19 protein-coding genes are annotated in these 22,720 nt (G+C 61.9%); 16 read left to right on the top strand and 3 right to left on the bottom strand.

Going from position 1 to position 22,720, the window contains the following annotated elements:
- The first annotated feature begins 11 nt into the window (after nt 1–11).
- From HV782_RS27340 to madM, 12 genes are all read left to right on the top strand, one after another.
- The gene (locus HV782_RS27340; protein ID WP_186747147.1) at nt 12–5,921 is read left to right on the top strand and encodes a hybrid sensor histidine kinase/response regulator; all 5,910 of its coding nucleotides are present in this window, start codon (nt 12–14) and stop codon (nt 5,919–5,921) included.
- The gene (locus HV782_RS27335) at nt 5,914–6,384 is read left to right on the top strand and encodes a chemotaxis protein CheW (protein ID WP_123469524.1); all 471 of its coding nucleotides are present in this window, start codon (nt 5,914–5,916) and stop codon (nt 6,382–6,384) included. The genes HV782_RS27340 and HV782_RS27335 overlap by 8 nt, the downstream gene beginning before the upstream one ends.
- A gap of 535 nt (nt 6,385–6,919) precedes the next feature.
- Nucleotides 6,920–7,285 (top strand): DUF6124 family protein, encoded by a 366-nt coding sequence (locus HV782_RS27330; protein WP_186747149.1) that lies wholly within the window; start codon nt 6,920–6,922, stop codon nt 7,283–7,285.
- A gap of 298 nt (nt 7,286–7,583) precedes the next feature.
- On the top strand, nt 7,584–9,254 hold the full coding sequence (mdcA, locus tag HV782_RS27325) for a malonate decarboxylase subunit alpha (RefSeq protein WP_038358792.1): 1,671 nt from the start codon (nt 7,584–7,586) through the stop codon (nt 9,252–9,254).
- A complete protein-coding gene (locus tag HV782_RS27320) occupies nt 9,254–10,126 on the top strand; it encodes a triphosphoribosyl-dephospho-CoA synthase (RefSeq protein WP_186747151.1) in 873 nt (290 codons plus the stop codon). The genes mdcA and HV782_RS27320 overlap by 1 nt, the downstream gene beginning before the upstream one ends.
- A complete protein-coding gene (locus tag HV782_RS27315; RefSeq protein WP_003229075.1) occupies nt 10,126–10,425 on the top strand; it encodes a malonate decarboxylase subunit delta in 300 nt (99 codons plus the stop codon). Before HV782_RS27320 ends, HV782_RS27315 begins: the two co-directional genes overlap by 1 nt.
- Nucleotides 10,418–11,269 carry a biotin-independent malonate decarboxylase subunit beta gene (locus tag HV782_RS27310; RefSeq protein ID WP_186747153.1) on the top strand — a complete coding sequence of 284 codons (852 nt, stop codon included), beginning with the start codon at nt 10,418–10,420 and terminating at the stop codon, nt 11,267–11,269. The genes HV782_RS27315 and HV782_RS27310 overlap by 8 nt, the downstream gene beginning before the upstream one ends.
- Nucleotides 11,266–12,051, top strand: a complete 786-nt coding sequence (gene mdcE / locus HV782_RS27305; RefSeq protein ID WP_186747155.1) for a biotin-independent malonate decarboxylase subunit gamma — start codon at nt 11,266–11,268, stop codon at nt 12,049–12,051. The genes HV782_RS27310 and mdcE overlap by 4 nt, the downstream gene beginning before the upstream one ends.
- Complete coding sequence (locus tag HV782_RS27300; RefSeq protein ID WP_186747157.1) at nt 12,045–12,665, top strand: malonate decarboxylase holo-ACP synthase; 621 nt, start codon at nt 12,045–12,047, stop codon at nt 12,663–12,665. Before mdcE ends, HV782_RS27300 begins: the two co-directional genes overlap by 7 nt.
- Complete coding sequence (gene mdcH, locus HV782_RS27295; RefSeq protein WP_186747160.1) at nt 12,662–13,582, top strand: malonate decarboxylase subunit epsilon; 921 nt, start codon at nt 12,662–12,664, stop codon at nt 13,580–13,582. Before HV782_RS27300 ends, mdcH begins: the two co-directional genes overlap by 4 nt.
- A 65-nt stretch (nt 13,583–13,647) precedes the next feature.
- Nucleotides 13,648–14,040, top strand: a complete 393-nt coding sequence (gene madL / locus HV782_RS27290; protein ID WP_016984760.1) for a malonate transporter subunit MadL — start codon at nt 13,648–13,650, stop codon at nt 14,038–14,040.
- A 5-nt stretch (nt 14,041–14,045) separates the two neighbouring features.
- Nucleotides 14,046–14,810, top strand: coding sequence for a malonate transporter subunit MadM (madM, locus tag HV782_RS27285; RefSeq protein WP_038861195.1), 765 nt, complete (start codon nt 14,046–14,048; stop codon nt 14,808–14,810).
- Nucleotides 14,811–15,118: 308 nt separating this feature from the next.
- Here madM and HV782_RS27280 read toward each other — a convergent pair whose 3' ends face one another.
- Nucleotides 15,119–16,039: a LysR family transcriptional regulator gene (locus tag HV782_RS27280; protein ID WP_186747163.1), complete on the bottom strand. Its 921-nt coding sequence runs from the start codon at nt 16,037–16,039 to the stop codon at nt 15,119–15,121.
- 142 nt (nt 16,040–16,181) lie between these two features.
- Between HV782_RS27280 and trhA the strand changes: the two genes are divergently transcribed.
- Nucleotides 16,182–16,799: a PAQR family membrane homeostasis protein TrhA gene (gene trhA, locus HV782_RS27275; protein WP_025109169.1), complete on the top strand. Its 618-nt coding sequence runs from the start codon at nt 16,182–16,184 to the stop codon at nt 16,797–16,799.
- Nucleotides 16,800–16,839: 40 nt separating this feature from the next.
- Here trhA and HV782_RS27270 read toward each other — a convergent pair whose 3' ends face one another.
- Nucleotides 16,840–17,559, bottom strand: coding sequence for a 16S rRNA (uracil(1498)-N(3))-methyltransferase (locus HV782_RS27270; protein ID WP_123469509.1), 720 nt, complete (start codon nt 17,557–17,559; stop codon nt 16,840–16,842).
- Nucleotides 17,560–17,763: 204 nt separating this feature from the next.
- Nucleotides 17,764–19,170 (bottom strand): adenosylmethionine--8-amino-7-oxononanoate transaminase, encoded by a 1,407-nt coding sequence (locus HV782_RS27265; protein ID WP_123469507.1) that lies wholly within the window; start codon nt 19,168–19,170, stop codon nt 17,764–17,766.
- A gap of 223 nt (nt 19,171–19,393) precedes the next feature.
- On the opposite strand from HV782_RS27265, the gene HV782_RS27260 reads away from it, so the two are divergent.
- The 3 genes from HV782_RS27260 to HV782_RS27250 all read left to right on the top strand — a co-directional run bounded on the left by HV782_RS27260 (nt 19,394) and on the right by HV782_RS27250 (nt 22,694).
- Nucleotides 19,394–21,184: a flavin monoamine oxidase family protein gene (locus tag HV782_RS27260; protein ID WP_186747165.1), complete on the top strand. Its 1,791-nt coding sequence runs from the start codon at nt 19,394–19,396 to the stop codon at nt 21,182–21,184.
- A 348-nt stretch (nt 21,185–21,532) separates the two neighbouring features.
- On the top strand, nt 21,533–22,084 hold the full coding sequence (locus HV782_RS27255) for a cytochrome b (protein WP_123469503.1): 552 nt from the start codon (nt 21,533–21,535) through the stop codon (nt 22,082–22,084).
- Nucleotides 22,085–22,115: 31 nt separating this feature from the next.
- Nucleotides 22,116–22,694, top strand: coding sequence for a YceI family protein (locus HV782_RS27250; protein WP_083367682.1), 579 nt, complete (start codon nt 22,116–22,118; stop codon nt 22,692–22,694).
- Nucleotides 22,695–22,720 lie beyond the last annotated feature (26 nt).

Here is a 22,720-nt window from a genome sequence, read left to right as displayed (position 1 = left end):
GTGGAGTGGTTATGGGTGACCGGCACGACTATGTGGCCCTCGAATGGGTCAAGGGCGAAATTGCCGAAACGCTGAAACAGGCGCATCAGGCAATTGAAGCCGTGCTTGAGGATCCGCAGGCCTTTCCCGGGCTGGACGAGTGCCTGGATTACATCCATCAGGTCCACGGCAGTCTGCAGATGGTCGAGTTCTATGGCGCAGCCTTGCTCGCCGAAGAGATGGAACATCTGGTCGAAGCCTTGCAGCACGAGCGCGTCAGCCACCGCGACGAAGCCCTGCACCTGCTGCTGCAAGCCCTTGGGCAATTGCCGATCTACCTCGACCGCGTGCAGGGTGCCCGCCGCGATTTGCCGCTGGTGGTGCTGCCGCTGATCAACGACCTGCGCAGCGCCCGCGGCGAAAGCCTGCTCTCGGAAACCAGCCTGTTCAGCCCGCAACTGCCGCAGCTGCCACCCCTTAGCGAGCAAGCGCTGGCGCTGCTGGAGCCGGCAGAACTGCCGAACGTGCTGCGCAAGTTGCGCCAGATGCTGCAAATGGCCCTGGTCGGTCTGCTGCGCGAGCAGGATGACCAGACGCATCTGGAGTACCTGGCGAAAGTCTTCCAGCGTCTCGAAGCCATGAGCGGCGATGCGCCCTTGAGCCCGTTGTGGCAAGTGGCCTCGGCGCTGGTCGAAGGCATGCGCGAAGGCGCGATCGCCAACAGCCCGGCGCTGCGCAGCCTGTTCAAGGACGCCGACAAGGAACTCAAGCGCCTGCTCGAGCAGGGCATGCGCGGCCTTAACCAGCCGCCCCCTGCGGAGCTGCTCAAAAGCCTGCTGTTCTATATTGCCAAAGCCGAACATCCCACCGGGCAGATGCTGACCATGAAAGATCGCTACTCCCTGGACGACGCGTTGCCCGACAGCGCGATGGTCGACGAAGAACGTGCGCGCCTGGCCGGCCCCGACCGCGATGCGATGCGCTCGGTGCTGGCGGCGCTGTGCGAAGAGCTGGTGCGGGTCAAGGAGCGCCTCGACCTGTTCGTGCGCAGCGACCGTCAGCACACCTCTGATCTGGACAGCCTGCTGGCGCCGCTGCGGCAGATTGCCGACACCCTGGCGGTGCTCGGTTTTGGCCAGCCGCGCAAGGTCATCATTGATCAACTGGCGGTGGTCCTCAGCCTCGCCCAGGGCCAGCGCGAACCGAACGACGCCACGCTGATGGACGTCGCCGGCGCGCTGCTCTACGTCGAGGCGAATCTGGCCGGGATGGTCGGCACCGTGGAAACGGAAAGCCCCGAAGAGGCGCGCCTGCCGACCACCGACCTGACGCAGATCCACCAGATCGTGATCAAGGAAGCGCGCATCTGCCTGCAACAGGCCAAGGACATGATCGTCGACTACATCGACGCCGACTGGGATCGCCAGCACCTGCAAGCGTTGCCGGAGTTGCTGACCCAGGTGCGCGGCGCGCTGGCGATGATTCCGCTGAGCCGGGCGGCCAGTCTGGTCGAGGCCTGCAATGGCTTTATCCGCGAGCATTTACTGCTTGATCCCCACGAGCCGGGCTGGCAGCAACTGGACAACCTCGCCGACGTGATCACCAGCCTCGAGTACTACCTCGAACGTTTGAGCGACGACCCGCAGGCCGCGAGCGAACAACTGCTGGATGTCGCGCAGAAGAGCCTGGCCAGCCTGGGCTACTTTCCTGACGAAGAGCCCGGCGCACAGCAGGTGCCAGTGCTCGATGACGTGCTCAGCCCCAGCGAAGCGTTGGTGATGCAAGACCTGCAAGTGCTGGACGACCCCGATATCGTGCAGTCGCTGGCCGAGGTGCTGGCCAGCCCGGTGTCGGCGGTCAACCCGCCGGCCCTGACCACCCCCGGCAGCCTGATGCCGCCACCGGCTGACGAAGAACCGGTCGACGACGAGCTGCGCGAAGTGTTCCTCGAGGAGACCGACGAAGTCCTCGAAGTCCTCCACGAATACCTGCCGCGCTGGTCGGCCAATCCGCAGGACCGTGCGGCCCTGACTGAACTGCGCCGGGCCTTCCACACCCTCAAGGGCAGCGGGCGCATGGTCCGTGCGCTGGTGCTGGGTGAACTGGCCTGGGCGGTGGAGAACCTGCTCAACCGTGTGCTGGAACAAAGCGTCGAGCCCGGTGCGGTGGTGCCGCAACTGCTCACCGACACGGTGTTGTTGCTCCCGGAATTAATCAGTGAATTCGCCACTCACCGGCAGCGTCAACGCAGCGACGTCGATCAGCTCGCCGCCCGCGCCCATGCGCTGGCCAAGGGGGACGAACCGCTGGCCGCTGAAGACGTGAATGATGTCGCGGCCCTTGATCCGCTGTTGCTGGAGATCTTCCGCAACGAGGCGGAAACCCATCTGGCCAGTCTCAACCGTTACCTCGATCAGGCCGCCGAACATGTGCCGCTGCCGGCCAGCGATGAACTGCAGCGCGCCTTGCATACGCTCAAGGGCAGCGCGTCGATGGCCGGGGTGTTGCCGATTGCCGAACTGGCCGCGCCGCTGGATCAACTGGCCCGCGAGTTCAAGGCGCATCAGTTGCCGCTCGATCTCGACGAAGTGGAATTGCTGCTTGAGGCCGAAGGTTTGTTCCGCGTCGGTCTGCGCCAGCTCAAGCACGATCCGCTGGCGCCGATCGTCGGTGCACAGTCGTTGATCAAGCGCATTGAAACGCTGCTCGGCGAGCGTCTGGAAGCGATCCTCCAGACGCCGAACACCAGCCTGCGGATCAAGCGCGATCCGCAATTGATCAACAACTTCCTCGCCCAGGGCATGGACATCCTGCTCGACGCCGAAAACCTCTTGCAGCGCTGGCAACAACATCCCGGCGAGCGCCAGGAACTCAGTGCCTTGCTGGATGAACTGACCACCCTTGGCGAAGGCGCGCACCTGGCTGATCTGCTGCCGGTGGACGTGTTGTGCGAAGCCTTGCTCGACCTCTATGGCGCGGTGGAAGAAAGCAGCCTGGCGGTCAGCGAGCGGTTTTTCGAAGAAGCGCAGAACGCCCACGAAGCGCTGATCAACATGCTCGACGAACTGGCCGCCGGCCAGGAAGTCACGCCGCAGCCTGCGCGCATTCGCGCCCTGCACGAGTTGCTCGACGAGAGCCTTGACCCGTCGTCGATGGGCCTGATCCGCAGCGATGGCAGCCGTACCCTGAGCATTCGTGAACTGGGCAGCGCCACCGCAGAGTTGCAGCAGTCGGCGAGATCGTTCGAGGGCGACGACGAGATCGTCGAGATCTTCCTCGAAGAGGCCGTCGACATTCTCGACAGCGCCGGACAAGCCTTGCACCGCTGGCTCAACGACCCGGACAACGCCGCACCGCTGTCCTCATTGCAGCGCGACCTGCACACCCTCAAGGGCGGCGCGCGCATGGCCGAAGTGGCGGCCATCGCAGATCTGGCCCAGGAGCTGGAAAGTCTTTACGAAGGTCTGGTGGATCGCCGCTACAGCCACAGCGACGCTTTGGGCCAGTTACTGCTCAAGAGCCACGCGCAGTTGGCGTTGCTGCTTGACCAGTTGCAAAGCCATCAGCCGCTGAGCCCGGCGCAGGAACTGATCGGCGCGATTCGCGAGCTGCGTCAGGGGCAACCGCTGGGCGAAGCACCGCTACCGACGGCGGATCATGACAGCGCCGCACACGATCCGGAGCTGCTGGAAATCTTCCTCGAAGAAGGTTTCGACATCATTGAAAACTCTGGCGCGGCGTTACTGCGCTGGCAGGCCGAACCGGGCAATCGCCAGGAAGTGGAAACCCTGCTGCGCGATCTGCACACCCTCAAGGGCGGTGCACGGATGGTCGAGATCGGTCCGATCGGCGACCTCGCCCATGAGCTGGAATACCTTTACGAAAGCCTTTCCACCGGGGCGTTGCAGCCGTCGGCGGAACTGTTCGCACTGGTCCAGCGCGGGCATGACCGCCTGGCGCAAATGCTCGATGGGGTGCGCGCCGGGCAACCGTGCCCGCCGGCCGATCGGCTGATCAGCGCGATCCAGAATTTCAGTCATCCGGCGACGGTGGAAACCCCGCCGGTATTGCCGCTGCCCGCCAAGACCGAGCCGGCGCCACCGGCTGCCGATGCCGGTGCGGACATGGTCAAGGTCTCCGCCGAACTGCTCGACGAGTTGGTCAATCTGGCCGGGGAAACCTCGATTTTCCGTGGGCGTATCGAGCAACAGGTCAGTGATGCGCAAACCGCACTGAACGAGATGGAAACCACCATCGAGCGCATGCGCGATCAATTGCGTCGGCTCGACACCGAAACCCAGGGACGGATTCTCAGCCGTCAGCAAGTCGATGCCGACCATCTCGGTTACGAAGAATTCGACCCGCTGGAAATGGATCGCCACTCGCAGTTGCAGCAACTGTCGCGGGCGCTGTTCGAATCCGCTTCCGACCTGCTCGACCTCAAGGAAACCCTCGACCGCCGCAACCACGACGCCGAGAACCTGTTGCAGCAACAGGGGCGGATCAACACCGAATTGCAGGAAGGCCTGATGCGCACGCGCATGGTGCCGTTCGAACGCATGCTGCCGCGCCTCAAACGCATCGTGCGGCAGGTCGCCGAAGAGCTGAACAAGGACGTCGCGTTCATCATCGACAACGCCGAGGGCGAGATGGACCGCAACGTGCTGGAACGCATGGCCGCGCCGCTGGAGCACATGCTGCGCAACGCCGTCGATCACGGTCTGGAGTCTGCCGAAGTGCGGCTGGCGGCGGGCAAACCGGCACAGGGTACGATCAGCCTGGACTTGTCCCGTGAGGGCGGCGACATCGTTTTCGATATCCGCGACGACGGCGCCGGGGTGCCGCTGGAAGCGGTGCGGCGCAAGGCGATCAAGCGCGGTTTGCTGGCTCCGGATGCCGAAATCAGCGACCGCGATGTATTGCAGTTCATCCTCCAGCCGGGTTTCTCCACCGCTGAAAAGATCACGCAGATTTCCGGGCGCGGCGTCGGCATGGACGTGGTCCACGAGGAAGTGCGCCAGCTCGGCGGCACCATGAGCATCGACTCGGTGCCGGGGCAGGGCGTGCATTTCCGCATTCGCCTGCCGTTCACCGTGTCGGTCAACCGCGCGCTGATGGTGCAGTGTGGCGAGGATCAATATGCGATTCCGCTGAACACCATCGAAGGCATCGTCCGCGTCCTGCCGAATGATCTGGAAGGGCACTTCCGTAACGACCCGCCGAGCTACCACTACGGCGGCCAGCGCTATGAGTTGTGCTATCTGGGCGAACTGCTGAAAACTGCGCCACGCCCGAAACTGCTCGGCCAGAGCCTGCCATTGCCGGTGCTGCTGGTGCAGTGCAACGACCGGCACATCGCGGTGCAGGTCGACGCGATGGCCGGCACCCGCGAAATCGTGGTCAAGAGCCTCGGTCCGCAGTTCGGCGCGGTGCAGGGCGTGTCCGGGGCGACGATTCTCGGCGATGGCCGGGTGGTGCTGATTCTCGATTTGCTGGCGCCGATCCGCGCGATGCAGGCGCGGGTTGCGCAGCGTCCGGCCCATGCGGACATCGACAGCGAGCCGCAAAAGCCGCTGCTGGTGCTGGTGGTCGACGACTCGGTGACCGTGCGCAAAGTCACCAGTCGTTTGCTCGAACGTCACGGCATGAATGTGCTGACCGCCAAGGACGGGGTCGACGCGATGCTGCTGCTCGAAGAACACATGCCCGACCTGATGCTGCTCGACATCGAAATGCCGCGCATGGACGGTTTCGAAGTCGCCACCCAGGTGCGCCACGACGAACGCCTGCAACACCTGCCGATCATCATGATTACCTCGCGCACCGGGCAGAAACACCGCGACCGCGCGATGGCCATCGGCGTCAACGACTACCTCGGCAAGCCGTACCAGGAATCGGTGCTGCTCGAAAGCATTGCCCACTGGAGCAAGAAACATGCATGAGCGCCGCCACAACGCGCGCACCAGCCAACTCACCGGCCTGCTGCTGCCACTGGCCGACCGCAACCTGATCCTGCCCAACGTCGCCGTGGCCGAGCTGATCGACTACCAGGCCAGCGCCTTCGACCTGGATACGCCGCCGTGGTATCTCGGCAAGGTTACGTGGCGTGAGCGGCAGATTCCGCTGCTGAGTTTTGAATCGGCGTGCGGGCAGAAAATCGTCATTGGCGAGCGCGCGCGGATCGTGATTTTGAATGCGCTGGGCGGGTTGCCGGAGCTGAAGTTCATTGCGCTGCTGGTGCAGGGGATTCCGCGCTCGTACAAGCTCGACAGTCAGTTGAGTTATGTCGATGTGCCGTTGTGTGCGCTGGAACAGGCGGCGGTGCAGGTCGGGGACCAAGTGGCGAAGGTGCCGGATTTGTTGGGGCTGGAGCAGTTGTTGGTGGAGGCGGGGCTCGTTCACTGATCCAAGGTTTGCGGTGACCAGACTGGACTCTTCGCGAGCAAGCTCGCTCCCACAGTGGGTTTATGTCGTACACAAAATCTGCGTTCTCTGAAGATCTCCTGTGGGAGCGAGCTTGCTCGCGAAAGCGCCAGTCGCCACACCTCAATCCGACAGACAAATCCTCAATCTCTGTGAGTAATAAACACCCTTCAGCGCAGTTGTTTAAAGACACTCGGTGTTACGGCTCACTGGCCTACAAATCCTTGCGCCGCTGCCTACGCATGCACCAGAATCCGCCGGCTTGTGCGCCTTGGGCAGGCTGCGTAACTTGATTCCGTCACTGATTCCCAGTGATCGGGTTTAGCAGCCCGGCTTCTTCCTTACCTCGGTTGTACAAGTCTCATCCAGTCAGGCATTCGCCTGCGCTTGATGGTGGCTGTGCGCATGGCACCTTCGGGTGCGCCGGGTTGGGGTTTGACCGGTCTGCTAACTTGCGCATAGCCGCCACCCTACCGTTTAGCAGCGGGATGGTGAGGCCTAATAGAGGTTCATCCCCATGTTCAAAGTAACGCCTAACCCGCCGTCCACCGACCCGGCATCCCCCTACGAATCCCCCGACTCCAAGAAACTCCACGAAGCCGCCGAACGCGCCCTCGACCATTACCTCGGCCCGACCAACGCCGACCTGATGGCCACGCCTTACACCCCCAACACGCTGTATATGGCCAACCCCAATGCCGACACCGAATCCCTGTTGGCCGACGCCAGTGAAACCCTTGGTTCGGCTACGGTCATGCTCAATAACCACGCGGCAATGGTGGAAGGTACGCACCGTAAGACTGTGCAAGGTATTGCGCAGGTAGTGATGGTGGCGGAGATGGCGGTGAATCGGGTGTTGGATAAGTTGGTGCCGACGGAATAGCGAAAAAGCCCGACCCTCACCCCAGCCCTCTCCCGGAGGGAGAGGGGGCCGACCGCAGGATGCTCACAAGTTACGCCGACCTGAAAATACTGCTGTGAATTCATAATCGACTCGGTGGGGCAGGTCGATGTATGGCGCCAGACACCTCGGTAGGTCCCCTCTCCCTCCGGGAGAGGGCTAGGGTGAGGGCGGCTCTTGATCATTACCCTGAGCGTAACGATTCGCCACCGCGCTTGATTGATGCCCCCACCCCACACGCCTACCTTAGCTCCACGACAGCGAACCCCGTGGAGTGAGCATGACAACAACAATTTCCCCCGACTCGCGCTGGACGCGGCGGCGTGACGAGAAGCAGCGCCGCCTCGACAAGGTGCGCGGGCTGGCCGACGGTGTGGTGTTGCCCACCGACAAGATCGTCGCCGCGCTCGAAGCGCTGATTCATCCCGGCGACCGTGTGGTGCTGGAGGGCAACAACCAGAAGCAGGCGGATTTCCTTTCCCGTTCGCTGGCCAAGGCCGACCCGGAAAAGCTCCACGACCTGCACATGATCATGCCCAGCGTCGGTCGCTCCGAGCATCTGGACCTGTTCGAACGCGGCATCGCCCGCAAGCTCGACTTCTCCTTTGCCGGCACTCAGAGCCTGCGCATCAGCCAGTTGCTCGAAGACGGCCTGTTGGAAGTCGGCGCGATTCACACCTACATCGAACTCTATGCGCGGCTGGTGGTGGACCTGATTCCCAACGTCGTGCTCTCGGCCGGGTTCATGGCTGACCGCGCCGGCAACATCTACACCGGCCCGAGCACCGAAGACACCCCGGCACTGATCGAACCGGCCGCGTTCAGCGACGGCATCGTTATCGTCCAAGTCAATCAGTTGGTCGACGACGTCAGCGAACTGCCCCGCGTCGATATCCCGGCATCCTGGGTCGACTTCGTGGTGGTGGCCGACAAGCCGTTCTACATCGAACCGCTGTTCACCCGCGACCCACGGCACATCAAACCGGTGCACGTGTTGATGGCGATGATGGCGATCCGTGGCATCTACGAAAAACACAATGTGCAGTCGCTCAACCACGGCATCGGTTTCAACACTGCCGCCATTGAACTGATCCTGCCGACCTACGGCGAATCCCTCGGCCTCAAGGGCAAGATCTGCCGCAACTGGACGCTCAACCCGCACCCGACGCTGATCCCGGCGATCGAAAGTGGCTGGGTCGAAAGCGTGCATTGCTTCGGCACCGAACTGGGCATGGAAAACTACATCGCCGCACGGCCCGACGTGTTCTTCACCGGGCGCGACGGCTCGCTGCGTTCCAACCGGATGTTCTGCCAACTGGCCGGGCAATACGCGGTGGATCTGTTTATCGGCGCGACGTTGCAGGTCGATGGCGACGGCCATTCCTCGACCGTCACCCGTGGTCGCCTCGCCGGTTTCGGCGGTGCGCCGAACATGGGCCACGACCCGCGCGGTCGGCGTCACGGCACCCCGGCGTGGCTGGACATGCGCCACGACGATGCGCAGCAACCGATGCTCGAACGCGGCAAGAAACTCGTGGTGCAAATGGTCGAGACCTTTCAGGAGGGCGGCAAACCGACCTTTGTCGAAACCCTCGACGCCGTGGAGGTGGCGAAGAAAAGCGGGATGCCGCTGGCGCCGATCATGATTTACGGCGACGACGTCACCCACCTGCTCACCGAAGAGGGCATCGCCTATCTGTACAAGGCGCGCTCGCTGGAAGAGCGTCAGGCGATGATCGCAGCGGTCGCGGGCGTCACCGCCATCGGCCTGCGGCACAACCCGAAAGACACCGAACGCATGCGCCGCGAAGGCCTGATCGCCTTGCCCGAAGACCTCGGCATCCGCCGCACCGACGCCACCCGCGAACTGCTGGCGGCGAAAAGCGTGGCCGATCTGGTCGAGTGGTCCGGTGGCTTGTACAACCCGCCCGCCAAGTTCAGGAGTTGGTAATGCACGCATTCAATTTGCAAGCGAAACCGCTCAGCCTGAGCGAACGCCTGGCCGACCTGGCGGTGGACGCGTTGATCGACGAAGCCGATCTGTCGCCGAAACCGGCGCTGGTCGACCGTCGTGGTAACGGCGCGCATACCGATTTGCACTTGGGCCTGATGCACGCCTCCGCGTTGTCGTTGTGGCCGGCGTTCAAGGAAATGGCTGAAGCGGCGGTTGCAATCGGTGAAGTCGATTCAACGTTGCGCGAAGCGATTGGCCGCATCGGTCGCGAAGGCGAGCAAGCCATGCTCGCCACCACCAATGGTGTGAACACCCATCGCGGGGCGATCTGGGCCTTGGGCCTGATCGTCACAGCGGCTGCACTGGACGCGAAATCCAGCAGCGCCAATGCCGTAACCCTGCGCGCCGCACGTCTGGCATTACTCGACGACCGCTACGCACCGCGCCCACTCAGCCACGGCGCCCAAGTCGCCCTGCGTTACGGCGCACGCGGCGCCCGTGAGGAAGCGCAACTCGGCTTCCCGTCCGTGCTGCAACGCGGCCTGCCACAACTCAAGCGCAGTCGCGGCAACGGCCACGGCGAACAGATCGCCCGGCTCGACGCCTTGCTCGCAATCATGACTGACCTGGCCGACACCTGCGTGCTCTATCGCGCTGGCGAAGAGGGTCTGCACGCCATGCAGCAGGGCGCGCAAGCGGTGCTCGACGCCGGTGGCAGCGCCAGCCTCAGCGGTCGCCGCCGGTTGCATGAACTGGATCAACAACTCATCGCATTGAATGCCTCGCCCGGTGGCGCCGCCGACTTGCTCGCCGCCACGCTGCTGCTCGACCGAATCGAGCGCGACGGCATTCTTCAGGGAGCGTTTTGATGGAAACCTTATCCTTTGAATTCCCCGCCGGGCAGCCGCCACGCGGGCGCGCGCTGGTCGGTTGTGTCGGCTCGGGTGATCTGGAAGTGCTGATCGAACCAGGGCTGGCCGGCAAGCTGACGATCAACGTGCAGACTTCGGTCAACGGTGCGCAGCAGCGTTGGCAGCATCTGTTTGCGCGGATGTTCGACGGCACTACACCACCGGCGATGGCCATCGACATCCACGATTTCGGCGCGACGCCGGGGGTGGTGCGCTTGCGTCTGGAACAAGGTTTCGAGGAGATCGGCCATGACTGACAGCGCAGCGCTGTTGCACAAACACAGCTTTGTCGAACTCGGTGCGCGGCAACGGGCGCAAGCCTTGCTCGATGCCGGAACCTTCCGCGAATTGCTCGACCCGTTTCAGCGCGTCATGTCGCCATGGCTCGAACGCCAGGGCGTGGTGCCGCAGGCCGATGACGGCGTGGTAATCGCCAAGGGCAACCTCGACGGGTTGCCGGTGGTGATCGCTGCCATCGAAGGCGCGTTCCAGGGCGGCAGCCTCGGCGAAGTCGGCGGGGCGAAGATCGCCGGCGCGCTGGAACTGGCCGCCGAAGACAACCGTAAGGGCATTCCGACCCGCGCCGTATTGCTGCTGGAAACCGGTGGCGTGCGTTTGCAGGAAGCCAACCTTGGGCTGGCGGCGATTGCCGATATTCATGCGGCGATTGTCGATTTGCAGCAGTACCAACCGGTGGTCGGTGTGGTGGCGGGCAGCGTCGGTTGTTTCGGCGGCATGTCGATTGCCGCTGCGCTGTGCAGCTATCTGTTGGTGACCCAGGAAGCGCGTCTCGGTTTGAACGGCCCGCAAGTGATCGAGCAGGAAGCCGGGATCGAAGAATACGACTCCCGCGACCGGCCCTTCATCTGGAGCCTGACCGGTGGTGAACAGCGTTTCGCCAGCGGCTTGGTGGATCGTTATGTCGCCGATGACGTGACGCAGATTCGGCAGCAGGTTGGCCAATTGCTTCAGCAGGGTTTGCCGACTCAGCCGCGCAGCCAACGTGCCGAATGGTTTCTGCAACGTCTGACGAGCCTGAACACTGACAAGCAAATCGAACCGTCGGTGGTTCGCGATCTGTATCAAGGAGAGCGCTCATGAGCGGTTATTCACTGCGCGGTTTGAACTGGTTTAACGCCTTGAGCGCGGGTGCTGTGGTGGTTGAAGGGCTGCCGGCCTCGTTGAAGGTGGCGGATGGCGAACTCGGACGGTTTATCGCCGTGGTCGCTGACCCGGACAACCGTTATCCACGTGCTCGCAACGGCGAGGTCGGTTTGCTCGAAGGCTGGGGCCTGGCCAAGGCTGTGGATGAGGCGATCACTGCCGACCGCGACAAAACACAGAAACGCCCGATCATCGCCATCGTCGATGTGCCGAGCCAGGCTTACGGTCGTCGCGAAGAAGCCCTCGGCATTCATCAAGCGCTGGCCGGTGCGGCGGACAGTTATGCCCGCGCACGTCTGGCCGGGCATCCGGTGATTGCGCTGCTGGTGGGCAAGGCCATGTCGGGGGCGTTTCTTGCTCATGGTTATCAGGCCAATCGTTTGATTGCCCTGCGTGATCCCGGGGTGATGGTGCATGCGATGGGCAAAGCCTCGGCGGCGCGGGTGACCTTGCGCAGTGTCGAGGAACTGGAAGCGCTGGCGGCCAGCGTTCCGCCAATGGCGTATGACATCGACAGCTATGCGAGTCTCGGACTGCTCTGGGAAACCTTGTCGGTTGAGCAGATTGAACAGCCGACCGTTGAGGATCTGGCACGGGTGAACGAATGCCTGAAACAGGCCATCGGCGATATCTCCAGCACTGACTTGAGCAACCGTCTCGGCGCAAAAAATCGTGCTGCTTCCAGCCGTGTACGCGAGCTGCTGAGGGCGCAGTGGTGAACACGCCTCTGGCCCACGACCTGCTGTGGGGCATGAGCCCGGCGCAGTTGCCGGCGGATGCGCCGCAGTGGGCGGTTGAGTCGCTGGCGGCCGGGCAACCGGTGGTGGTGCGACGCGCCTTGAGCGCTGAAGGTTACGTCGCGGTCGGCGTGCGCGGTGTGTTGCGCGAGCAGCGGTTGGCGGCTTTCATGCCTGTCGAGTCGATTGCTTGTCGGGTCAGCCCTGAGGCGCTTTGTCATGTTGAGTGCGAGCGTGATTTGCCGGTGATGCAGGCACTCCAGCAACTGCGGCCAATGCTCGATGATTGCGGTTGGGTCTGGGGGATCAGCGGCAGCGTCGGGTTTGAATTGGCCAGCGGTTTTAAAGCGATGCACGCGGCCAGTGATCTCGATCTGATTTTGCGTACGCCGCAGCTGATCACGCGTAATCAGGCCCGCAAATTCGTGGAGCTTTTCGATCAGGCCGCATGTCGGATCGACCTGCAATTGCAAACGCCGTTCGGTGCGGTCGCCTTGCGCGAATGGGCCAGCGGATCGGCCCGTGTGCTGCTGAAAAACCAGCATCAGGCGTGTCTGGTGACTGACCCGTGGAACCCGCAGGAGCAGGCAGCGTGAGCAGCTTGCTGGTGTTCCCCGGCCAGGGCGCGCAGCAAGCGGGCATGCTGCAGCGCTTGCCACGGGAAACCTTGATCGAGGCCAGCGATGTGCTCGGTGAAGATGTTTTGCTGCTCGATTCCAGCGCCGCGTTGCGTACCACAAGGGCGGTTCAGCTGTGCCTGCTGATCGCCGGCGTTGCAGCATCGCGGCAGTTGTTGCAGGACGGACTCACGGCGGATTACGTTGCTGGCCTGTCCATCGGCGCCTACCCGGCAGCGGTGGTCGCTGGAGCCTTGAGCTTCAGCGATGCGTTGCACTTGGTCAGCCTGCGCGGTGAGTTGATGCAGCAAGCTTATCCACAGGGCTATGGCATGACCGCGATCATCGGCCTGCAATTATCCACAGTCGAAACGCTGTTGGCGCAGGTGCACAGTGAGGATTCGCCGGTGTACCTGGCCAACATCAATGCCGATAACCAGGTGGTGATTGCCGGCAGTGACGAAGCCATGCAAGCGGTGGCTGAACTGGCGCGCGGTCGTGGCGCTGGTCTGGCAAAACGTTTGGCAGTGAGCGTGCCGTCGCACTGTCCGCTGCTGGAGGCACCTGCACAAACCCTCGCCGAGGCCTTTGCCAAAGTTGAATTGAAGAACCCGAAAATCGCTTACCTGAGTGGCAGTCGCGCGCGTCCGGTGATCAAGCCTGATGCCCTGCGTGACGACCTCGCTTTCAACATGTGCCGCGTGGTGGATTGGCGCGGCACCGTACAAAGCGCCTACGAGCGCGGCGTGCGTTTACAAATCGAACTGCCGCCCGGTGCGGTGCTGACCGGGCTGGCGCGCCGGGTGTTCGAGCAGGGCACGGTCACTGCCTTCGACAGTGCTCGTCTCGACACCTTGCAGGCGCTGTTGCGAGAGGAGGGTGGCCGCCAACTCTAAAACCGCCGACTCAAGCTTCGAACAACAAAAACAACATTCGACGATGCACTTTGAGGACTACAACAATGATTATTTACGGTGTGGCGTTTCTCGCCTTTTGTACGCTGGTGGGTATTTGGGTCGGTGAGCTGCTCGGCAAGCTGATCGGTGTGCCGGCCAACGTCGGCGGTGTCGGTATCGCAATGCTGCTGTTGATCGGTCTGGGCAGTTATCTCAACAAAAGCGGCTGGCTCAAGGGCAAGACCGAGCAGGGCGTCGAGTTCTGGAGCGCTATCTACATTCCAATCGTGGTCGCCATGGCCGCACAGCAAAACGTCTATGGTGCGTTGAAGGGCGGGCCGATGGCGATTCTCGCCGGCACACTCGCAGTGGTGATCGCTTTTGCCCTGGTGCCTGTGCTGACGCGCATGGGTAACAAGGAGCAGACCCCGATCGCTCCAGCCAAGACTGCGGGGTAATCGCCATGTACGAATCGATGATGAAAGTGATCACCGGCTACGGTTTGATCAGCGGGTTCCTGATTGTCGGGCTGACCATGTGGGTGTCCTACTGGATGTCCAACACCTTCACCAAGGGCCGTTTGCACGGCTCGGCCATCGCCATTCTGCTGGGGCTGGTGTTGTCATATGTCGGCGGTGCACTGACCGGTGGGCAGAAAGGCGTGGTGGATATTCCGTTGTTGTCGGGCATCGGTTTGCTCGGCGGTGCGATGCTGCGCGATTTCGCGATTGTGGCCACGGCCTTCGGCGTGAGTGTCGATGAGCTGAAACGCGCAGGGTTCGTCGGGGTACTGGCGCTGTTTGTGGGGGTGGGAACTTCGTTTGTGGCCGGTGTTGGCGTGGCGATGGCGTTCGGTTACACCGATGCTGTGAGCCTGACCACTATTGGTGCCGGCGCGGTGACTTACATTGTCGGCCCGGTGACGGGCGCGGCGATTGGCGCGAGCTCCGAGGTGATGGCGCTGTCGATTGCGGCGGGGCTGATCAAGGCGATTCTGGTGATGGTGATGACGCCGTTCGTGGCGCCGATGATTGGCCTGAACAATCCGCGCAGTGCGGTGATTTTCGGCGGCTTGATGGGCACGTCCAGCGGTGTGGCCGGCGGGTTGGCGGCGACCGATCCGAAGCTGGTGCCTTACGGGTGTCTGACGGCGGCGTTTTATACCGCGCTTGGGTGTTTGCTTGGGCCTTCGTTGTTGTTTCTGGCGATGCGCGGGTTGATGGGTTAGTCGCCGTAAAAGCTGCCCTCACCCTAGCCCTCTCCCGGAGGGAGAGGGGACCGACCGAGTTGTTTTGGCGTTATCCACCGACCTGAAATGCCTGAGTCGAACTCAGGCCTTGAAAAGTCCCCGATCTGCTCCCTTTCCCGCTCTACCCCTTGAGGGAGAGGGGACTGACCGAGCTGGATGTTGGAGGTATGCCGACTTGAAAGTCCTGAGTCGAACTCAGGTCTTGAAACCCATGAAGATCTGCTCCCTTTCCCCCTCGCCCCCTTGGGGGAGAGGGCTGGGGTGAGGGGGTAGCTCTTGATTTTGCTCTAAATCCCAGCCTGTCGATTGGCATACATCCGACACTCCGCCAGCAACGCCAGCAAATTCGGATCGCGCTCCTTGGCCTTCAAAAACACCACGCCAATGTGCTGCTGCAACCGATACTTCTCCTGCAACGGAATCAGCTTGACCCGATTCTCATACACCGCCGCAATCCGCCCCGGCAGCAACGCATAACCCACCCCCGAACTGACCATGCTCAGCAGCGTGAAGATGTCATTCACCTGCATCGCCACCTTCGGTTCGAACCCCGCCTGTTTGAACACCCGGTTGCCGTCCTGATGGGTGGCGAAGCCCTGGGTCAAGGTGATAAATGTTTCATCGCGGACCTCGGCCAGATCGACTTCACTGCGTTGTGCGAACTTCGAATCTGCTGGCGTGGCGAGGAATATATCGTCGGAGAACAACGGGATCTGCTCGCAGTCCGGGTCGTTGATGCTGTCGTCCAGCGACACCAGGATCGCGTCGACTTCCATGTTTTTCAGCTTGTAGAGCAGGTCGATGTTCGAGCCGAGAATCAGGTCGATGTTGAGTTCGCTGCGGCGGATCTTCAGGCCCATGATCAGTTGCGGTACGGTCTTCACCGTCAGCGAATACAGCGAGCCGAGCTTGAAGCGTTCAGCGGAGAACCCGGCGGCTTCGCGGGTCAGGCGCACGCTTTCGACCACGTCATTGATCAACTTCTGCGCGCGCTCTTCGAGCACGTAGGCGCTTTCCAGTGGCGTCAGGTTGCGGCCTTCGTGCTTGAACAGCGGACAACGCAGGGCGCTTTCCAGCGAATGGATCGCCCGGTGCACGCTGACATTGCTGGTCTGCAACTCGGCAGCGGCGCGGGCGAGGTTGCCGGTGCGCATGAAGGCGAGGAACACCTCGAGTTTTTTCAGGGTCAATTCTTCGTCGATCAGCATGGCGCGGACTCTTTTTGGTATCGACCGATTGTGCCCAATTACCGTGGCGTGCGCAGGTCCGCGTTGAACAGAAACATTGCGCTTTTACGCTCAAGGCCCGAGCCTTGCGCGCTGCGGCAACGAATATTGAGGTGAGTGACACATGTATCACGGGGAAAGACTCAACGCCTGGACGCATCTGGTCGGGGCAGTGGCAGCGTTTATCGGCGGCGTGTGGATGCTGGTGATTGCCAGTCTCGACGGCAGTCCGTGGAAAATTGTCAGCGTGGCGATCTACGCCTTTACCTTGCTGGTGCTCTACAGCGCTTCGACCGTGTACCACAGCGTGCGCGGGCGCAAGAAAGCGATCATGAAGAAGGTCGACCACTTTTCGATCTACCTGCTGATCGCCGGCAGCTACACACCGTTCTGCCTGGTGACGCTGCGCGGGCCGTGGGGCTGGACGTTGTTCGGGATTGTCTGGGGGCTGGCGCTGATCGGTATTCTGCAGGAGATCAAACCACGCTCGGAGGCGCGGATCCTGTCGATCGTGATTTACGCAGTGATGGGCTGGATTGTGCTGGTGGCGGTGAAACCGTTGATTGCGGCACTGGGTACGACAGGGTTTGCCTGGCTGGCGTCGGGCGGGGTGTTGTACACCGTGGGGATCATCTTTTTTGCCCTCGATCACCGGTTGCGGCATGCGCACGGGATCTGGCACCTGTTTGTGATCGCCGGGAGCCTGCTGCACTTTGTGGCGATTCTGTTTTATGTCCTGTAAATGTAATCCCTGTGGGAGCGAGCTTGCTCGCGAAGGGGTCTTAGAAATCACCCCAAAGCTGTTGGGCCACCGCCAGTGCAACCACCGGCGCGGTTTCGGTACGCAATACTCGCGGGCCGAGGCGGGCGGCGTGAAAACCATTACCCTTGGCCTGCTCGACTTCAGCCTCCGACAAGCCACCCTCCGGCCCGATCAGAAACGCCAGTGTCGAAGGTTTCGCATGGCTCACCAGCGGCTCCGCCACCGGGTGCAGCACCAGCTTCAATTCGGCCTGGGTCTGCTTCAGCCAGTCGGCCAGCAGCAGCGGCGGATGAATCACCGGCACTCGTGAGCGCCCGCACTGTTCACAGGCGCTGATCGCCACCTGACGCCAGTGCAGCAGGCGTTTGTCGGCGCGTTCGTCCTTGAGCCGGACTTCGCAGCGGTCGCTGAAGATCGGGGTGATTTCGCTCACGCCCAGCTCGGTGGCTTTCTGAATCGCCCAGTCCATCCGTTCGCCACGGGACAGGCCCTGGCCGAGGTGGATGTGCAGCGGCGATTCAACCTGGCCGGCGAATTGCTCGTCGATCTGCACGGTCACGCGCTTCTTGCCGACTTCCAGCAGTGTGCCGCGAAATTCATGGCCGGAGCCGTCGAACAACTGCACCGCATCGCCCTCGGCCATGCGCAGCACGCGGCTGATGTAATGCGCCTGGGCTTCCGGCAGTTCGTGTTCGCCGGTGCTCAGGGGGGCGTCGATAAAGAAGCGGGACAGTCTCATTTCGGGTCTCTAAAAAATGGGCGCGTACTTGCTGTAATGCAGAGCTTTTGTGGCGAGGGGATTTATCCCCGTTGGGTGGCAAAGCCACCCCAAAATCTGCAATCGCGGTGAGTCAGGAGTATTGCATGGGCTGATTTTACGGCTGCCGCGCAGCCGAACGGGGATAAATCCCCTCGCCACAGGGTTGGTCTGAATCCTCAGGAATCAGCCCGGATCGCGGAAGCCGGGGTGGAAGTCTTTCGGCACGGCCACGCTGACGCTGTCACGCGTAGCAATGTCGATGCCTTCGCTGGCGACGTCGGCGAGGAAGTCGATCTGCTCCGGGGTGATCACGTACGGCGGCAGGAAATACACCACGCTGCCCAGCGGACGCAGTAACGCGCCACGCTCCAGCGCATGCTGGAACACCTTCAGGCCACGACGTTCCTGCCAAGGGTAGGCCTCTTTGGTGGCCTTATCCTTGACCATCTCGATCGCCAGGACCATGCCGGTCTGGCGCACTTCGCTGACATTCGGGTGATCGACCAGATGCGCAGTGGCCGAGGCCATGCGCTGGGCCAACGCCTGGTTGTTTTCGATGACGTTGTCCTGCTCGAAGATATCCAGCGTCGCCAGCGCCGCCGCACAGGCCAGCGGGTTGCCGGTGTAGCTGTGCGAGTGGAGGAAGGCGCGCAGGGTCGGGTAGTCGTCGTAGAACGCGCTGTAGACCTCGTCGGTGGTCAGGCACGCCGCCAGTGGCAGGTAGCCGCCGGTCAGGGCTTTGGACAGGCAGAGGAAGTCCGGGCGGATGCCGGCCTGTTCACAGGCAAACATGGTTCCAGTGCGGCCGAAGCCGACGGCGATTTCGTCGTGAATCAGGTGCACGCCATAGCGGTCGCAGGCCTCGCGCAGCAGCTTGAGGTACACCGGGTGATACATGCGCATGCCGCCGGCGCCCTGAATCAGCGGCTCGACAATCACTGCCGCGACGCTGTCATGATGCTCTGCCAGGGTCTGTTCCATGGCGGCGAACATGTTGCGCGAGTGTTCTTCCCAGCTCATGCCTTCGGGACGCCCGTAGCAATCCGGGCTCGGCACCTTGATGGTGTCCATCAGCAGCGCTTTGTAGGTTTCGGTGAACAGCGGCACGTCGCCGACCGCCATCGCCGCCATGGTTTCGCCGTGGTAGCTGTTGGTCAGGGTGACGAAGCGCTTTTTGTTTGGCTGGCCGCGGTTGAGCCAGTAGTGAAAGCTCATTTTCAGCGCGACTTCGATACAGGACGAACCGTTATCGGCGTAGAACACCCGGTTCAGGCCTTCCGGGGTCATCTTCACCAGACGCTCGGACAGCTCGATCACTGGCTGATGGCTGAAGCCGGCAAGGATCACGTGTTCCAGCTGATCGACCTGATCCTTGATGCGCTGATTGATGCGCGGGTTGGCGTGGCCGAACACGTTGACCCACCACGAGCTGACGGCGTCGAGGTAGCGCTTGCCTTCGAAGTCTTCGAGCCAGACGCCTTCACCGCGCTTGATCGGGATCAGCGGCAGCTGTTCGTGGTCTTTCATCTGGGTGCAGGGATGCCACAACACCGCGAGGTCGCGTTGCATCCACTGGTTATTCAGGCCCATTTACAGTCTCCTCGAGGCGGCTCGCGTCAGGCGCGGGCAAACAATCGCGCAAGCCTATGCAATGCGTCGCGTGGGGACAACCCATTGTGTCGATTGAGCTACTTTGTATGAGCCGATAGACGTCGCTGGCGGCGTTTTGATGGCTAACGTATTCTTCGCGGTTCTTTGGGTCGTCTGACCCGCAAAACTGCTTTTTCCTACGTGTATTTCCGGAGTTCGCTGAATGTCTGTCGGTTGGCTGCGCGCCTGTGCGCTGGTGATGTTGGGGCTGTTCAGCGTTACGGCGCTGGCCAAGGATAAAACCGCGATCGTGATTGGCGGCGGCCTGTCGGGCCTGACTGCCGCTTATGAACTGCAAAACAAAGGCTGGCAGGTCACGCTGCTGGAAGCCAAACCGAGCCTGGGCGGTCGCTCCGGTATGGCCACCAGCGAGTGGATCGGCAACGACAAGACCCAGCCGGTGCTGAACAAGTACGTCTCGACCTTCAAGCTGAGCACCACGCCGGCCCCTGAGTTCGTGCGTACCCCGGGTTATCTGATCGACGGCGAATATTTCTCCGCTGCCGATCTGGCGACCAAGCAGCCCGCCACCGCCGAGGCCTTGAAGCGCTACCAGAAAACCCTCGACGATCTGGCGCGCTCGATCGACGATCCGCAGAACCCGGCCGCGACCAGCACCCTGCATGCGCTGGACCAGATCAACGTGTCGAGCTGGCTCGACAAGCAGAACCTGCCGGCCACGGCGCGTCAGTTGATCAACCAGGACATCCGCACTCACTACGACGAGCCGTCGCGTCTGTCGCTGCTGTACTTCGCCCAGCAGAACCGCGTGTATCGCGGCGTCTCCGACCGCGACCTGCGCGCCTCGCGTCTGGTCGGCGGCAGTCAGGTGCTGGCCCAGGCCTTCGTCAAGCAGATCAAGACCATCAAGACCAACTCGCCGGTTTCCGCGATCACTCAGGACAAGGACGGCGTGACCGTCAAGGTCGGCAGTGTTGGTTATCAGGCAGACTACGTGGTGTTGGCCGTGCCACTGCGCGCGCTGAACAAGATTGCCTTGACCCCGGCGCTGGACGCCCAGCACCTGGCGGCGATCAAGGGCACCAACTACGGCTGGCGCGACCAGATCATGTTGAAGTTCAAGACGCCGGTGTGGGAAAGCAAGGCGCGTATGTCCGGCGAGATCTACAGCAACGCCGGCCTCGGCATGCTCTGGATCGAGCCAGCCCTGAAGGGCGGCGCCAACGTGGTGATCAACCTGTCCGGCGACAACGCCCGCGTGATGCAGGCGTTCGGCGACAAGCAGATGGTCGATCAGGTGCTGATCCGTCTGCACGCGTTTTATCCACAGGCCCGTGGCTCGTTCACCGGTTATGAAATCCGTCGCTACAGCACCGACCCGTCGATGGGCGGCGCTTACCTGGCCTTCGGTCCAGGCCAGATCAGCAAGTTCTGGCGTCTGTGGGAACGTCCGCTGCAACGCGTAGCGTTTGCCGGCGAACATACCGACACCTTGTACCCGGGCACCCTGGAAGGCGCACTGCGCACTGGTCAGCGTGCGGCCAGTCAGGTTGAAGATCTGGCGGCTGGCAAGTCGTTCGAGCCGGTCAAAGTCGGCCCGGCGGCTGCAACCGCAGCAGCGGCAGGCGCGGCAGGTGCTGTGGCAGCGAAGAAGGGCAATTTCTTCAGCAACCTGTTCGGCGGCTCGGATGACGAGAAGAAGCCAGAACCGGTGAAGGCTCCAGAGCCAGCTCCGGCGCCTGTGGCACCAGCGCCTGCGCCGACTCCGGCACCTGCGCCAGCACCGGTGGAAGCACCGAAGCCAGCCGCTCCGGTGAAAGCCGAGCCGGCGAAGAAAGCGGCAGCCAAGCCTGCGGCGAAGAAGCCTGCAGCGAAGACCGAAGCGAAAAAAGCCCCGGCAAAGCCGGCGGCGAAAAAGGCTGAGCCGGCGAAGAAGCCAACAGCCAAGCCTGCGGCGGCTCCAGCGGCAAGCACTGATACCAAGGCGCAGTAAGCGTTGCGGTGAATGAAAAAGCGCGGCGCTTATGCCGCGCTTTTTTTTGCCTGTGAGGGCCTCATCGCGGGCAAGCCCGCTCCCACAGGTTTTTGCGGTGAACGCAGAATTTGTGAACGCCACCGACCACTGTGGGAGCGAGCTTGCTCGCGAAGAGGCCGGTTCAGGCAGCACTAACTTTGGATCTGTACCCAGTATCCTGCCCCACACTTTCCCCTTTAATCTTTCCTTAACCACCATGCTCAAGACTCTTGATCGTATTTCTCGATATTTCAAAGCAAAATTTTCCGCTTTAATTCGATAGATAACTCGCTAGTCTTGGTTCGCAGTTCTCACAGGATTTGGGCAATGCAGCTACGTAACTCTTCTTCGCGCTATGGTTGGGTCAGCATCTTCATGCACTGGGGCGTGGCGCTGGTGGTCTTCGGACTGTTCGCGCTGGGTCTGTGGATGGTCGGGCTGGATTACTACAGCAGTTGGCGCAAAGAGGCGCCGGATCTGCACAAGAGCATCGGACTGGTGCTGCTGGGTGTGATGGTGTTGCGGGTGCTGTGGCGCTTTATCAGCCCACCGCCGCCGACGCTGCAAAGCTACAGCCGCATGACCCGTATCGGTGCAAAGTTCGGCCACGGGTTTCTGTATCTGGCGCTGTTCGCTGTGATGCTTGCCGGTTACCTGATTTCCACCGCAGACGGTGTCGGGATCCCGGTGTTTGGCCTGTTTGAAGTTCCTGCACTGGTTTCCGGGCTACCGGATCAGGCAGATACCGCTGGGGTGATTCATCTCTGGCTGGCGTGGACGCTGGTAATTTTTTCCGGCCTCCATGCGTTGGCAGCATTGAAGCACCACTTTATTGATCGTGATGCGACCCTGACGCGAATGCTCGGTCGCAAAGCCTGAAATTCAACCTCGACTCAAAGGAAAAGAAAGCATGTTGAAAAAGACTCTGGCCGCTCTGGCAATCGGTTCTGCACTGCTCTCGGCTGGTCAGGCCATGGCTGCGGACTACAAAATCGACAAGGAAGGCCAGCACGCCTTCGTTGACTGGAAAATCAGCCACCTGGGTTACAGCTTCATCCACGGTACTTTCAAAGACTTCGACGGCACGTTCTCGTGGGATTCGGCCAAGCCTGAAGCCAGCAAAATCTCCGTCGACGTGAAAACCGCCAGCCTGTGGTCGAACCACGCCGAGCGTGACAAGCACATCGCCAGCAAAGACTTCCTGGACGTGGGCAAATTCGCTGACGCCAAGTTCGTCTCCACCGCCGTTAAATCGACCGGCGACAAGACTGCTGACGTGACCGGTGACCTGACTCTGCACGGCGTGACCAAGCCTGTGACCTTCAAGGCCACGTTCAACGGCGAAGGCAAGGATCCATGGGGCGGCGAGCGTGCAGGCTTCAACGCCAAGACCACCCTCAACCTGAACGATTTCGGGATCAAGGGCCCAGGTCCTACCTCGCAAACTGCGGATCTGGACATCTCGCTGGAAGGCGTGAAAGTTAAGTAACTTTCGTCCGCCACACAAAAACGCCC

The sequence above is a fragment of the Pseudomonas monsensis genome, from assembly GCF_014268495.2.
Taxonomy (GTDB): domain Bacteria; phylum Pseudomonadota; class Gammaproteobacteria; order Pseudomonadales; family Pseudomonadaceae; genus Aquipseudomonas; species Aquipseudomonas monsensis.
The sequence above is the reverse complement of the archived record's forward strand: the minus strand, read 5'-3'. Positions and strand labels throughout refer to the sequence as shown.

Coding starts and splice junctions, on each gene's coding strand:
- HV782_RS27340 (WP_186747147.1), top strand. CDS start 12: ATGGGTGACCGGCACGACTATGTGGCCCTCGAATGGGTCAAGGGCGAA.
- HV782_RS27335 (WP_123469524.1), top strand. CDS start 5,914: ATGCATGAGCGCCGCCACAACGCGCGCACCAGCCAACTCACCGGCCTG.
- HV782_RS27330 (WP_186747149.1), top strand. CDS start 6,920: ATGTTCAAAGTAACGCCTAACCCGCCGTCCACCGACCCGGCATCCCCC.
- mdcA (WP_038358792.1), top strand. CDS start 7,584: ATGACAACAACAATTTCCCCCGACTCGCGCTGGACGCGGCGGCGTGAC.
- HV782_RS27320 (WP_186747151.1), top strand. CDS start 9,254: ATGCACGCATTCAATTTGCAAGCGAAACCGCTCAGCCTGAGCGAACGC.
- HV782_RS27315 (WP_003229075.1), top strand. CDS start 10,126: ATGGAAACCTTATCCTTTGAATTCCCCGCCGGGCAGCCGCCACGCGGG.
- HV782_RS27310 (WP_186747153.1), top strand. CDS start 10,418: ATGACTGACAGCGCAGCGCTGTTGCACAAACACAGCTTTGTCGAACTC.
- mdcE (WP_186747155.1), top strand. CDS start 11,266: ATGAGCGGTTATTCACTGCGCGGTTTGAACTGGTTTAACGCCTTGAGC.
- madL (WP_016984760.1), top strand. CDS start 13,648: ATGATTATTTACGGTGTGGCGTTTCTCGCCTTTTGTACGCTGGTGGGT.
- madM (WP_038861195.1), top strand. CDS start 14,046: ATGTACGAATCGATGATGAAAGTGATCACCGGCTACGGTTTGATCAGC.
- HV782_RS27280 (WP_186747163.1), bottom strand. CDS start 16,039: ATGCTGATCGACGAAGAATTGACCCTGAAAAAACTCGAGGTGTTCCTC.
- trhA (WP_025109169.1), top strand. CDS start 16,182: ATGTATCACGGGGAAAGACTCAACGCCTGGACGCATCTGGTCGGGGCA.
- HV782_RS27270 (WP_123469509.1), bottom strand. CDS start 17,559: ATGAGACTGTCCCGCTTCTTTATCGACGCCCCCCTGAGCACCGGCGAA.
- HV782_RS27265 (WP_123469507.1), bottom strand. CDS start 19,170: ATGGGCCTGAATAACCAGTGGATGCAACGCGACCTCGCGGTGTTGTGG.
- HV782_RS27260 (WP_186747165.1), top strand. CDS start 19,394: ATGTCTGTCGGTTGGCTGCGCGCCTGTGCGCTGGTGATGTTGGGGCTG.
- HV782_RS27255 (WP_123469503.1), top strand. CDS start 21,533: ATGCAGCTACGTAACTCTTCTTCGCGCTATGGTTGGGTCAGCATCTTC.
- HV782_RS27250 (WP_083367682.1), top strand. CDS start 22,116: ATGTTGAAAAAGACTCTGGCCGCTCTGGCAATCGGTTCTGCACTGCTC.